Annotated in this window: 14 protein-coding genes; 10 read left to right on the top strand and 4 right to left on the bottom strand. The window is 68.8% G+C overall.

All coding sequences use genetic code 11. The features are described 5' to 3' along the window. Window positions 1-466 precede the first annotated feature (466 nt). The 5 genes from AB0I66_RS41670 to AB0I66_RS41650 all read left to right on the top strand — a co-directional run bounded on the left by AB0I66_RS41670 (window position 467) and on the right by AB0I66_RS41650 (window position 4,745). Window positions 467-1,159: an HNH endonuclease family protein gene (locus AB0I66_RS41670; RefSeq protein ID WP_363213306.1), complete on the top strand. Its 693-nt coding sequence runs from the start codon at window positions 467-469 to the stop codon at window positions 1,157-1,159. A 445-nt stretch (window positions 1,160-1,604) separates the two neighbouring features. Further along, window positions 1,605-1,856 carry a hypothetical protein gene (locus AB0I66_RS41665; RefSeq protein WP_363213305.1) on the top strand — a complete coding sequence of 84 codons (252 nt, stop codon included), beginning with the start codon at window positions 1,605-1,607 and terminating at the stop codon, window positions 1,854-1,856. Continuing rightward, window positions 1,846-2,472, top strand: coding sequence for a sigma-70 family RNA polymerase sigma factor (locus tag AB0I66_RS41660; protein WP_363213304.1), 627 nt, complete (start codon window positions 1,846-1,848; stop codon window positions 2,470-2,472). The genes AB0I66_RS41665 and AB0I66_RS41660 overlap by 11 nt, the downstream gene beginning before the upstream one ends. Beyond that, on the top strand, window positions 2,469-3,071 hold the full coding sequence (locus AB0I66_RS41655; RefSeq protein ID WP_363213303.1) for a hypothetical protein: 603 nt from the start codon (window positions 2,469-2,471) through the stop codon (window positions 3,069-3,071). Before AB0I66_RS41660 ends, AB0I66_RS41655 begins: the two co-directional genes overlap by 4 nt. A 795-nt stretch (window positions 3,072-3,866) precedes the next feature. Beyond that, complete coding sequence (locus AB0I66_RS41650; protein WP_363213302.1) at window positions 3,867-4,745, top strand: hypothetical protein; 879 nt, start codon at window positions 3,867-3,869, stop codon at window positions 4,743-4,745. A gap of 137 nt (window positions 4,746-4,882) precedes the next feature. On the opposite strand, the gene AB0I66_RS41645 is transcribed toward AB0I66_RS41650, so the two are convergent. Beyond that, window positions 4,883-5,104: a hypothetical protein gene (locus tag AB0I66_RS41645; RefSeq protein WP_363213301.1), complete on the bottom strand. Its 222-nt coding sequence runs from the start codon at window positions 5,102-5,104 to the stop codon at window positions 4,883-4,885. Window positions 5,105-5,497: 393 nt separating this feature from the next. On the opposite strand from AB0I66_RS41645, the gene AB0I66_RS41640 reads away from it, so the two are divergent. After that, a complete protein-coding gene (locus AB0I66_RS41640) occupies window positions 5,498-5,674 on the top strand; it encodes a hypothetical protein (protein ID WP_363213300.1) in 177 nt (58 codons plus the stop codon). Next, window positions 5,671-6,318: a hypothetical protein gene (locus AB0I66_RS41635; RefSeq protein WP_363213299.1), complete on the top strand. Its 648-nt coding sequence runs from the start codon at window positions 5,671-5,673 to the stop codon at window positions 6,316-6,318. Before AB0I66_RS41640 ends, AB0I66_RS41635 begins: the two co-directional genes overlap by 4 nt. Before the next feature lie 260 nt (window positions 6,319-6,578). Here AB0I66_RS41635 and AB0I66_RS41630 read toward each other — a convergent pair whose 3' ends face one another. After that, a complete protein-coding gene (locus AB0I66_RS41630; RefSeq protein ID WP_363213298.1) occupies window positions 6,579-7,715 on the bottom strand; it encodes a hypothetical protein in 1,137 nt (378 codons plus the stop codon). Between the two features lie 748 nt (window positions 7,716-8,463). Between AB0I66_RS41630 and AB0I66_RS41625 the strand changes: the two genes are divergently transcribed. After that, window positions 8,464-8,778: a hypothetical protein gene (locus AB0I66_RS41625; protein WP_363213297.1), complete on the top strand. Its 315-nt coding sequence runs from the start codon at window positions 8,464-8,466 to the stop codon at window positions 8,776-8,778. A gap of 111 nt (window positions 8,779-8,889) precedes the next feature. Here the strand turns inward: AB0I66_RS41625 and AB0I66_RS41620 are convergent, their stop codons facing one another. Then, entirely contained in the window at window positions 8,890-9,333 is a 444-nt protein-coding gene (locus AB0I66_RS41620; protein WP_363213296.1) for a hypothetical protein, read from the bottom strand. 535 nt (window positions 9,334-9,868) lie between these two features. Here AB0I66_RS41620 and AB0I66_RS41615 point away from each other — a divergent pair. Together AB0I66_RS41615 and AB0I66_RS41610 are read left to right on the top strand one after the other, a co-directional pair. Further along, the gene (locus tag AB0I66_RS41615) at window positions 9,869-10,150 is read left to right on the top strand and encodes a hypothetical protein (RefSeq protein ID WP_363213295.1); all 282 of its coding nucleotides are present in this window, start codon (window positions 9,869-9,871) and stop codon (window positions 10,148-10,150) included. 113 nt (window positions 10,151-10,263) lie between these two features. Further along, window positions 10,264-11,022: a hypothetical protein gene (locus AB0I66_RS41610; RefSeq protein ID WP_363213294.1), complete on the top strand. Its 759-nt coding sequence runs from the start codon at window positions 10,264-10,266 to the stop codon at window positions 11,020-11,022. 485 nt (window positions 11,023-11,507) lie between these two features. Here AB0I66_RS41610 and AB0I66_RS41605 read toward each other — a convergent pair whose 3' ends face one another. Continuing rightward, on the bottom strand, window positions 11,508-12,305 hold the full coding sequence (locus tag AB0I66_RS41605; RefSeq protein WP_363213293.1) for a hypothetical protein: 798 nt from the start codon (window positions 12,303-12,305) through the stop codon (window positions 11,508-11,510). Window positions 12,306-12,571: the final 266 nt, after the last annotated feature.

Here is a 12,571-nt window from a genome sequence, read left to right as displayed (position 1 = left end):
CATCCTGGCGATCCCCTGTTCGACCCCAGGCCGACGCCACCTCGGCCAGGGCGCCTCATGACGATGGAAAGCCACACAGCCGGCACGCGAGAGAACGGCGATGACCCACAAGGAGGCGGCAAGCGCCCTGGACTGGTCCCCTCGAAAATCAACAGGCTCGAGCAGGTCACGTACGGCACGTCGGTGACCGACCTGCGGGCCCTCCTCCGCACAGAACACCAAAGCAAGGCCACCATCCCGGCGGCCCGCGCCTACCCGGCTCGTGAAAAACCGTGCAGGCGGGCGGCCAGTAGGCCTCCGCTCACAGACCACTCAACGTCACCAGCGCACACACGGCGTCGGAGCCGTCAGTGCTGCGGTCTGACTTACCGCCCGTGCGGGTGACACCAACGCCCTCTACGGCACGGCGGGGAGCACCGGCTCGCTACGAAGATCACGAACACTTCGTGATCCTTCGAGGAGACTTGTGCCCGTCATCGCCCGCACCGCTGTCCTGCTCACTGCCGCCGCGGCTCTGATCATCCCTGCCGCCACCGCTCAGGCCTCCCCCGCCGGCAACCCGGCTCCGGCTCCCCGGGCCGGGGAGAGGCTCACCCAGCCGCTCCAGGTGGCCCTGAAGTCTTTGACCATCGCCGATGAGGACCGCTCCGGCTATCAGCGCTCCTCGTTCAAGCACTGGGTGGATGCCGACAAGGACGGCTGCACCACCCGGGCCGAGGTCCTCAAGGCCGAGGCGCTCAGTGCCCCGGACCAGGGCCCCCGGTGCAAGCTGACCGGGGGCCGCTGGTATTCGGAGTACGACGACCAGTACGTGGAAGGGCCCGCCAAGCTCGACATCGACCACCGCATCCCCCTCGCAGAGGCCTGGGACTCCGGCGCCAAACACTGGAGCACAGCCGAGCGCCAGGCCTACGCCAACGACCTCGGCGACACACGGGCCTTGATCGCCGTCACCGCGACATCCAACCGCAGCAAGTCCGACCAGGACCCCTCCACCTGGATGCCGCCGGCCGACGGCAACCGGTGTAAGTACGTGAGCCAGTGGATCGCCGTCAAAACCCGCTGGAAGCTCACCATCGACCCCAGCGAAGAAGCCGCCCTAGCCGAAAACACCACCCGCTGCCCCAACACACCCATCGCCGTCCAACTCGCACGCTAAACCGCACCAGCCTGGGCTCCGAGAGCCGGGGCCCGGTGGTGTTGTCCGCCCACTTCCACGCTGAGAGCAGTGACGGTTCCAGACTCAAGCCGCGCTCATCGCAGGACGTTCAACAAGGCGGCGAGAGCCGTGCGTGCAGCCGGCACGATGCCCGTCATCGCGCGGCGGTTGCCTTGGCTCCACGCCGCAGACGGTCGGACCGGCGGGCCGACGCACCGCCAGGCTGCAGCACGGGCACGGTCACGCCGGCCACTGCACCCAGCAGCAACCGGCGTCGAGAGCCTGCGCGTAGCGGTACACCACGCCGATGCCGCAGCCGCCCTGTATCAGTATGGAGTTGGCGAGCGCATGGTGCGGGCGGGGCTTGGTGCCTGGTGCGGGAGGCGATGTCACAGATACGGGGCTCTGGTGCACTTACCTGCAGAAGCGGTGCACCAGGCGCCGCGTGGACGGCGAGGACCGGATCGTGATCGAGAGTGTGATGGCGCTGGGGGGCTTGGTGGTCCTGGCCGGTGCGCGGGTGCTGTACCGGTGGATCGGCAGCCGCGCCCGGGTGAAGCTGGCCCGCGTGCACCAGCAGGGCGCCAGCGAGCGGGTGCGGCTGCTGCCGCCCGGTAGCGTGCTGGTGGAGACGCGGGCCGATGGGCAGCTGCGCGTCGAGGTCGGTGCGAAGGGCGGGTCAGCCCGTGCAAGGTGACTTCGGGGACTACTACTTCCGCTCCGGCACGTCCTTCGTGGCCGTGGAGATCAAGGGGACGTCCCGGGTGGGGCGCCCGGCGCTGATGCCGCCGCCCACGCCGACGGCGACACCACCGCGGCCCGCCCGGGAGACCGATGAGGACTTCACCCGTTGCTACGAGCAGCAGATGGGGCCGCTGGTCCGTCACCTGATGCGGCAGGGCGCGGCGCCGCATGAGGCGGCTGAGGCGGCCCAGGCCGCTTTCGCCGAGGCTCTCACCAGGTGGCCGCTCATCACGCACCCGCCCGCCTGGCTACGGCGGGTCGCCTACCGCCAGTACCTGCGCCGCCCGGCGCGCGAAGAGCCGGTTGCGGACATCCCGGACCTGCCCGGCGGGGTGTGCCCGCTGACCGCGGTGCAGCTGCGGGAGGAAGAGGCCCGGGTGTATGCGGCGCTGGCCGGGCTGCCGCCGCTGCAGCGCCGGGTGTTGGCCTGGGTCCTCGACGGGTTCGAGACCGCCGAGATCGGCAGGATTTTGGACATGACGGAGGCAGCGGTGCGGCAGAACCTCTGCCGGGCCCGGGCCCGGCTCAAGCAGCTGCTGCTCAATGAGCGTGACGGAGGCGGACGATGACGGCCTACGACAGCGATGCCGCCCTGGACGCCCTGCTCGCCGGGGCCGACGACGCCGTGCTCGCCGCAGTGGAAGGCGGCCTCGACCGGACCGCCGGCCAGCGCGCGCTGCACACCCGCGCGCAGTACACCCGCGCGCAGCCCTCCACCCTGCTCGCCGACGCGGCGGCTGTGTACATGGTGGCCCACCAGCGGTCCGCCGACGCCGCGCACTGCGAGAACGCTTTGCTGGCCGAGCTCTTGGATGTCCTGGCCGAGGCGGGGCGCGCGACACGGATGCTGAGGTGCCGACTTGAAGAGCCCCAGCACCTTGCTCATCTGGAAGCCGCGATCGGGTTGCTGCGGATCCTGGCCGGCGCTGCCCGCCAACGGGCGATGGACGGCCCGACCACGCTGCGCGCGCTCGACATGGTCCGCCGCCACGTGGGGTGCGTGAAGGACGGCATCGCGGATATGGAGGGGATCGACGAGGCGGACCTTGCCGGCCTTCCCGAGCACTTCGCACTGCTCGAGGACCTGCTGGTGCAAGCCAAGGCCCTGGCGGTGCGGCTGTTCGCCGACGACGGCGAGATGTCCCTCCTGCCCGTCCCCGTACGGTGACGCCCCACCCGACCGTACGCCGCTCCGTCCCGCGCGGCGGAGGGTGACGGTGGCGAGACAAACGGAGTGCATGAGTGAGTAGCTGAGTAAAGTATGCGCACTTGTGAGAACCGCAGTTCAGAGCCTCCCTTGGGTTGCAGCGCAGACCAGACGGCGCACAGCGCAGCGGGCGGGGGCGATCGTGGGCGGCCCCGCGGTGTGATCCTCGATCAGATACGCCGACGCCGGAAAACGGCACGGCCTGCAGCCGTGGAACGTCGGCCTCGCCCTGGCCTTCGTCACTACACTCACCATCGCCGCCGCAAGTGTTCTTCGCGGGATGGGACCTGCTCGGCGCCCGGGGTCTCAAGGAGCAGCGTCAACCTGCCTCGCAGACGCTCTTCGACCTGGTGAAGCTCGCGTTCGGAGCATCGACGGGGGCAGGCGCGCTGATCGCCCTGGGCGTGGCCTACTGCCGCCAGCGGGTAGACGTGCACGGCGCACTGCGCGAGGCCGCCCGCTGCACACCGAACGGTTCACCACCGCGGTATCCCAGCTGGGCGAGTAGTCCGCCGCGGTGCGCCTGGGCGGGGTGCACTCGCTGCCCGGCGCCCGCGTGGACGAGTTGGGGCACATCACCGCGGCCAGCGTGCTGATGGCTTTGTTCGCCCTCACCGACCAGAAGGACCGAGCCACCGCAGCGCGTATCGTGCTGACTCATCCCGATCGTTGAGCCCTGCCAAACGTGGAGCTGGCCCCGGAGGTCTCTCGCCGGGTATGTGGAACGGATCGCCGGGGGCCGATCGCAATATACCGTTGGCGGGCCAGAAGATCGGTTCAATGGGGGACGGCATGCCGGAAACTACGCATGGAGATGCGGGCTCCAACGCGAACTCGGAGCGCAATCCGCTCGGCCTGAAGCATGTCCTCCAGCACTTCGCGGCCGCGCTTGCAATCGGTGGAGCCCTACTAACCCTTATTCAATACTGGGCAGTGGACCGATTCTTCGAACGGTTTGGCGGACTCGCTCCCGAGGAGGTTGGCCTGGATGTCGCAGTCTTGGCTACACGGGCAGTCGTGACCTTCGGCGTATTCGCAGTTCTCTTCGTCGTTCCGGCCTTGGCTGTGTGGCCCGCCATGGCCTTCCTTTCCGCTTGGGGCGAGCCACTCCTCGGAGGCGTGGGGGAATTCATTAAACGGCACTCCTGGCTGCGCAAGCTGCTCGCCAGCATGACGGTCGGGCTCATATGGGTACTGATGAGTTACGCCGAGAGTCCTGCCACCACCCCGGGCTTTCCCCGCTGGCCCTTGTGGCTTCTGGGCACAGGGCTCATCTACCTGACCGTCATCTTCCTGTCTCGAGTTCACGGAATCGGTCGACTTCTCGCAGGCGCTTTCCTCATCCTGACGGTCACGGCAGGGGCTGCGTACGCTCTCGGTCAGGTGATGGCGCGAAATGCAGATGAACTAGCTGCCGGAGAATACTCCACCACACTTCCATACATGCTGGGCGTCCGGGTCCGCCCAGTCGAAGCTCAGTTTTTGAATTCGAGCGGCAAGGTGATCGATGAACCCCGGCAGATGCTGTATCTAGGACAGTCATCCGGCATTTACGTTCTCTGGGACCCCGTTCGTAAAGAACTGATCCAACGAGCTGTAACCCAGATTCAACTCACGACAACCGTAGAGAGATAGCGGGCATCGCGAGTTTGCTCCTCGACGGACATTCGAGATCAGAGGTTCAGCCCCGGGAGGATGTCCATCACGGAGAACATGGGGAAAAGAAACCTCACCGCTCGTTCAGCCGGAGGTTCAAGACTGGGATCGTCGGGCTATGCCGGTGGGGGTGACCGCTCGTTCGGCCAGATCGCCAAGGACTTTGAACTGACCGAGACCGCGGTGCGGGACTGGGCGAAACAGGCCGGGGTCGACGCGGGCGAACGCAACGGACTGACAGCAGTGAGCGCGAGGAACTGGCCGCGCTGCGGCGGGAGAACCGCCGCCTCCGCGCCTACGGCCTCGGCCGCTTCGGCCCCGATGAGTTCCTGCAGCATGCGCTCGCACGCAACCCTGACGCCCCGACCCCGTCGGCCGTACGTATCGACTCCAGCAGCCGCATCAGGTCAGACTGAGACAGGGCCATCGCGTCCTCCATGGTTGAACTGGCCGTTCATCACGGAGACTTGCGCGATGGCCCGCCCTTGCTGAGGGAGCAGTCACCTTCAACGGGTGCATGCCCCGAACAGACGCCCGCGCGTTCCACACCCTCGCTACACCACCCGCTGGGACGCCATCTGCGGCAACCGCTCTCGCGCAAAGATATGCATCTGCGCAGGTCCAAGGCTGTCCAATTCTTGGCCCGTGGTTCTGTAGACCGCCCATCGCTGGATTGGCACAGCCCCTGGCATCAGAGTGAGGCCGTGACTGTTACTCACTACCGTGTACTGGTGGCCATCTTGCTCGGGCTGATCGCGTCCGCCGTGGCCGTGATCCTTGTTGTCATCGACCGCGGACCGGCAACCACGGCAGCCCGGGACGCCAGCGTGGCCTTCGCCACGACCACCACACTGTGCCTGCTGCTGTTCAGCGAACTCAGGGACCACTACAGCCAGGGACCTGAATGAACCGCTACTGGGCGCAGGGACTACGCGTCGAGCCCTCCTCTCCCCACGATGGCGACGAGTCGTGGTTCGCTGACGGCCTGGTCACGGTCGCCGGCCATGCCTTCCCACCCCGCTTTCGCATCTGGATGCGCTGCAACGCGACGGGCGCCGACATGTGCATCGCGCTCGAGATCGACCGCGGAGGGTTCATCGAGCCGGAGAACGCCACCACCGTGAGTGGCGCGGCTTCGGACGGGGAGAAGGACCTCATCCGATCTTGCGCCCGGAGACTCGCTGTGCCTCTGGCGCTGGCCGGTATGCCCTACGGCCCCGTCCGGCGCACCGAGTCAGGCTGGCAGTGGGCTGCTGCCCAGTGGGCCCCGCCGCCGATCGGACGGCTCAGCGATGCCATGCCCGGCGCGCAACTCACGCTGGTCAAAGAGCTCCGGCGCCGTACGGGAGCGAAATGGTGGAGCATCTATCTGCCTCGCATCGAGGCAACCGCGCAGATCGTGTGGGACGCACCCGACAGCATGTCCATCCGGCAAGTGATCAAGGACCGGGTGTGTCCCGGCACCCGAGTCGAGCGGGCGACGGCCTACCAAGACCTGCGCACCGCCCGCGAGTTGGGCCTCCTGCCAACGACCCGAGAATTGCACCTCTAGATTGTTGCCGCCCGGGGGACGTGTGGATCTCTGCGATCACGTCTGGTTGCAGGGCTGCTACAGCGCTCAGGCGACAGCGGGGCACAGGCGGGGGTGCTCCGGCGTCCGGGGCCAGGGCGCCGTGCCATTGACCGTCCTGTCCGCCGACGCGTACATGTTCCGAGCGGCGGGTGTATCGCCGTGCGACTGCGCCAACGAGACCGCCGATGCTCCTTTGACCGCCCGGCACCGGTCTGGTCATAGCACCCCGGGAGCTACCGTCACAGGGTCGGCTTCTGATGGCGAGCGAGGAGTTCGGTGAAGAAGTCCGTCAGGACTTGCTCACCGCCCGGCCTGGACAGTTCCCAGCCGCCGAAGCGGTAGATCTCATATCCGGCCAACCTCAACCGCCGGTCCTCGGCAACCATCTCCCCATACAGCTTCGGCGTGGCGGTATGAGTGACCCGCCCTTGTTTGTCGGGCGGGTTGGGACGGCCGTAGTGCTGCACCCCGTCGACCTCGAGGACGATGCGCGAGCGGTCCGGCGCCAAGAGTAAAAAATCCATCCTCTGCCGGTAGAGCGCCCCGGGCTGCTTGCCGCTGCGCCGTGTGTAGGGGTCGTAGTGGAGGTAGACCTGCGGGATCAGCGCGGGCAGGTCGAAGCCTCCATCCTCGGCATAGCGAGAACAGTAGGTGATCATGAGGAGCTGTTCGGGCGGTGAGTCCAGCGACCGGTACAGACGCCGGTAGAGGGCGTCGGCGGCACTCTCCTCGTCGGCGTCGGGCTGGTGGTTGTGCATCCACCAGGCGACCATCTGCCGCCACGTAAGGCCGTGCGGCGGCAGGGGGTCGGTGAACACCAGACAGGTGTCGGCGTGGCGGACGATTTCCACATCGTTGTTCACCGCGTCGCGCAGCACGATCTGCGGTTTCGCGCCGTCGGCGGCGAAGATCAGGTTCTTGAAGGTGCCCGACGGCCCCTTGGAGAAGCGGCGTTCGTACTCCAGCTCCTGCAGATCCTCCAGCGCGTCGCGGGTCGGCCCGAGGATCTGCTCGATGCAGTCCCGGCGGGCCTGCCAGCTGCCTCGCATGTCGTTGTCACGCCAGTAGGTGCCGAAGCCGCGCGGCCCGTCGAACGTCCGAAACGGCCAGGTGGGCGGCTTCAGAGCGAGGCGTTCCAGGACGGCGCGGTGAGCCTTGATGACGAGGGGAACGTTCTCGTCATCAAGGTGTCTGCCCTTGCCGTCGGTGCCGTGGGAGACGAAGTCGTACTCCAGAAGCCGGGTCAGCGCGACGGCGACCTCCAGGTCGGTGCGGCCGGCCGGAGGGCCGAACCGCAGCGACTCGATCAGCTCGACATCGAGCACCCACAGCTCGGCCCAGCCGTCCCCGCTGCTGAAGAACGCCTCGACCTCCACGCTCCCACCCCCTGCGACCCGTAGAGAGCACCCCCGGCCCTGTAGCAGCCAGTTCACCAGATACCGCTGACACGCCGTCACCCCCTCCACGACCTCCGCGGTCCGGCCGACGCCATCTCTATCTTCGTGGGGTTCACACAAGCGCAGAGGGCCCTCGCGGTCCCGCCGTGTTTCGGCGGTCCGGTGGTGACCTGCCAGAGGGCCTCGGCAGGCCACCACCGACCCGCGACGTCGGCGACGGTCAGGGTGCGACCACAGGCCGGGCGGGGTAGTGAACCTCACGCCGCACGCCCCCATAATCGAACTCACCGAAGTCCTCCACGGGTTGTTCCAAGAACCTGGTTCGCGCGCCGTACCGAAAGGCATTCCTCTGCGCAACAGCCGCACGAACCCCAACTCCACGCGACGCCCCTTCTCTTGCCCCCGCCGTCGCCGACAGGTACACGCTCAGCCTGTTGGCGCGAGCGGCTCACGGCAAACGGGGCGGATCTGGCCGCAGGGCTGACGCAGACCCCCTGGAGCGTCCATGCTGGAAGCGTGTCCGGTGACGAACAGCCGCCTGTGCAGCCCTGCCCGGCCTGCGGAGGCGACCGCGTCACCGAACACATCGAACACACTTCGGAGCCCGACAAGGACGGCAACCTGGTCCCCGTCGAACGCCGATGGACAGGACCCTGCAGCACCTGCAACGGCAGCGGCATCAGCTGACACCGCACCACCGGCGGCACCCGCACCACCAGGGAGAGCCATGCACGACACCGACCCGCCCCGCCGCCAGATCTATGTGTGCCTGGGCTGCGCGGCCCAGTACCTGCCGCCCGCCTCGATGACCTACCCCTTGCTGGGCATCGACGCCTCCCCCGTGCACTGCGGCATGCCCGCCTGCGCCTCCGCCGTCACCGCCTCGATGCGCTACATCCGCGTGCCCCAGGAGACGGTCGCGAAGTGGGCGCGGCGCGCGGCCGGTGTGCAGGGCCCGGTACGGCGCGGAAGGCCCGGCCGCATCGCCCGCGGGCGTCGCGCCAATCCCTCCCCCACCACAGGGCGCAACAAGCTCCAATAGCCGATCACTGGCGGCGCAAGCCCCGAAGGCGGGAAGCACCCGTGTGGGGATCGGGCGCGGTGCGTGACCAGGCTGGAGCCTGGTCCAGGTTCTTCAGTGCGTGCACCAGTTTCACGAACTGCCCCTGGTCGTTGGGCCTGTCGTGGAGGTGGACCGAGTTGTCCACTCAGGCGAGTTCCGGAGAGCCTGGGTCCGGCGGTCGGACGCCTCACGGTCGAGATGCGCGATCTCGGGGTCGCCCTCGAAGTCGGCTTGCGCGACGTCCTCCGCCTGTTCGACCACGTGCTCCAGCCGTTCGACGAAGCAGCGCATCTCCTGCATGGCCCCGCGCGCCTCGGCCGGGCTCAACTCGCCGGTATGGAGGCCATAGTCCAGCCAGACCTGGGTGTGGCGGCCGTACGCCTGCAGCTGGTCGTTGCTGACGACGACCCGCGCGGACAGCCACGGCAGCCCGTCGCCCTTCCCGCTGCGTCCGTTGGGGTCGATTGCGGCGTCTCCGCAGCTTGGTTTCGGCCGGCAAGGCGCTGTGCCACTCCGCGGCGTAGGGTGCGGCATGGTCGGTCACGCACCAGGGCAGGCAGCCCCAGCGGAGCATCCACTCAGGGCCGCGCTGGGCGGCGGTGAGCGGGAGGCCGGACGCCTCAACGCACCTGCGGCACGGTGGCGGTGAACACGAGCGGCATCATCCGTGACCGCCCCGACTCATGATCGTTGATCGGGATGCCGGCGCCAGAGGGCGGCGGTGTCCCGGCTTGCTCCAAGAGCGGGGCAGGTCAGGGCGTGGCGGGGAGGGTGGCGGATGGGCGGCTGGATCGGTATCGGTCTGGGAGCTGCCGCGGCGCTGTGCCCACTGCCGCACCACGAGGGCGCGGCCGTTGCCGTGGAGCACACTGCGGCCGGGGAGCGTCTGGTGGTGTGTGCCCCGGATGTATGGGTCGAGCTCAGTCACCGCCATCCCCAGCCCCCTCCACCGCCGCAGTCCACACCCCCGCCACAGTCCACACCCCCGCCGCCGGGGCCGCCGGCGCCGTCCAAGCCCGCTCCGGTGCCACACCTCGCGCCTGCGCCCCGGCCGCCGGTGCCCCCGCTCGTGCAGCGGACGGACATCGCAGCCGCCGCGCCCCAACCCCCGGCACCGTCCGCGCCGCCGACCGGCCCGCCGCCTGCCCCTGCCCCCGCCCCGGCCCCCGTCGCGGAGCGGCCCAAGACGGCGGCGACAAAGGCCTTTGGGTGGGTGCCCCGCCCGCACTACACCGGCGGTCCCTCACGCCCGGTACCGGCCGGCATGCCGACCACCATGACCACGCTCGTCATCACCCTGCCGGGCATCCTGGCCGCGGCCGCCCTGCGACCCCGCTCCCGCCGCGGCTGACCGCCACGAGGCGGCCCGCGTCCGGGCAAACTGCACAACCCCACACCGCTCTCCCCCTCCCGCCCGCTCCCCCGCCCGCTCCCTCGCCCGCTCATCCGTCCTGGAGTTGTGCTGTGCCGGAATGGCTCGTCTACACCCTGGCCTCGATCCTGGTCTGCGTCCTTGTCATCACCGCCACCCTCATGCGCCACCGCCGCGTGGACGCCGACGAGGACACCTCCCAGACCCCGGACGTGCTCGAATACATGGTCATGATGGTCGGCGTCGTCTACGCCATCGTGCTCGGCCTGGCCATCGCCGGCGTCTGGGAGGCCCGCGGCGCCGCCGAGGACACCGTCCAGCGCGAAGCCCAGGCCCTCTACGAAGTCGACCAGCGCCTTAGCGTCTACCCGGCCGCCTTCCGCCATCAGGTCAAAGACCACATCGACGCCTACGCCCGGCACGCCGTCACCACCGAATGGCCCGCCCTCAAGGACGACACCCCCCTCGACACCACCGGCGCCGACCTGCTGGCCCGCATCCGCGGCGACATCGCCCACCACACCCCGGCCAACGAGCTCCAGGCCCAGGCCTACCAGCCCCTCCTGGACCAGGTAGCAGCCGCCGACGACGCCCGCCACCAACGCCTGGACAGCGCCGGCACCACCCTGCCCGGCGCCCTGTGGTTCGGCCTCATCGCCGGCGCCGTCATCACCCTCGCACTCCTCTACACCCTGCAGATCCGCCGCTCCGCCCGCGAACTCATCCTGGCCACCACCTTCAGCGCCCTCATCGTCTTCCTGCTCTTCCTCGTCTGGAGCTTCGACGCACCCCTGGGCCACTCCGGCACCGACACCGCCCAGCCCCTCAGCGACCTGATCACCACCACCTGACCCACGATCCCACCCGCCAGCAACCACCACGTGCAACAAGGCACTCCGCCAACAGGCCCGCCCGCCGTGCCCGGCCCAACTACGGCTGCCGGCAGAGCCCGCACAGCCGTCCACGCCGCTCAGACGGCGTGCGCACCCCTCGCACACACCGCCGGCCCGGCCCGCAGACACAGCAACCACGCCAAGGTGACAGCTGCGGGACCAGGCCCCGACCGCTGCCCCCCGGGCGGCGGTCTCACGGCAACCGGCGTGTCGCTCCTCCTGGAGCTGTTTGAGCGCAGCCAGCAGCGACCTGCGTGAGACAGCCACGTCGGACGCCCGTGGGGCGGCGCCTCTACGGTGACTGCGCACGTGATGGGGCAACCGTCAGCGAGTGGGGCTCTCCTGGGAGGGCCGCGACGAGCGGGACCGTGCCAGCAAGCCCTGCTCGAACTGGCCTGCAGCCTCATATGCCTTCGCCGCCTCCGGACCTCATTGTGGAACCATCAGTATGTCCGGTCGGTCCCCAGGGTTTGGCGTGCGGCGCTGACCAGCGCGTCCCATGCTTCTGTGTATCGGTCCCCGGCCTCGATGATGATGAGGGTCTGGTCCTCATCAGGCAGGTAGGCAAGCAAATGGCGCTGCTCGAAGGTCAGTTCGCGGACCGCTTCCAAGGTCCTCGCGGCTTCAGTACGCCACCGCGCGAGGTCCTCCAGTGTCGTGTCGTCGACCGGATGCGGCGCGGACGGCGTCGTCACGGCGAGGTGTGCTCGACCGGCTGGTGAGTCGCGGCCCTGCGCGGCGGCGAGGTCGCGCAGGACTGTATGGGCGTAGATGAGATCCCTGCCCCTGATGGATTGCTCGACGTGCGAGAACGTTCTGCCCTTCAGATCCAAGATCAGGGGGCGCATCTCGGCCGGTGCGCCGAGCTCGGCCTCGGCGTACGCGTAGAGGAGGGCATGCCGCCGCTCCTCGACGTCGGCTTCAACAGCCGGTCCGTCCGCGGTGATCAGACTTCCAGCGACTCGGACATCCGCGCTCAGTGCGTAGAGCCGATTCGCGCTCTCGTGGAGGGCGGCGGCTGCGCGGAGGTATTCGGCGAGGATCGCCCAACGGCGTTCGACCATTGCTTGACGCGCCGCGGCGGTTGCGGTGGTGGTCGCTGCGTCGCGTGCAGCCTGGGCTTGGTCGTGTCCGACGCGGGCTTGGATACGGGCGCCGAACACCGTGCCGGCGAAGGTCCCGACGATGGTGCCGCCCACACCGATCGCACCGATCAGCGCGACAGTTATGTCGATGTCCACGCGATCAACCTCTCACGTGCACAGCGGGGTTGACCACGGCCTCTGAGGTCCTCGTCACCGCGACCTGCTCGGTCAATCTACGCCCGGGCGACAGATCCTCCCACGGTCCCCGGCGGCGGACCGGTCGTCAGCCAGGCCTCGCTGCAGGCAGACTGGCGGCATCCGACGCCCGCACCGCCAGCCTCGCCGCCCACACCGTCTTGCAGCCCGCCTCAGCCTGGAGACCAGTTCTTACGCAGAGCTCCTCGGTCACCGGCACTCGCAAG

The sequence above is a fragment of the Streptomyces sp. NPDC050439 genome (assembly GCF_040655335.1).
In the GTDB taxonomy this organism is placed as follows: Bacteria; Actinomycetota; Actinomycetes; order Streptomycetales; family Streptomycetaceae; genus Streptomyces.
Note: the sequence above shows the minus strand (reverse complement) of the source record. Positions and strands in the feature narration are given on the sequence as shown.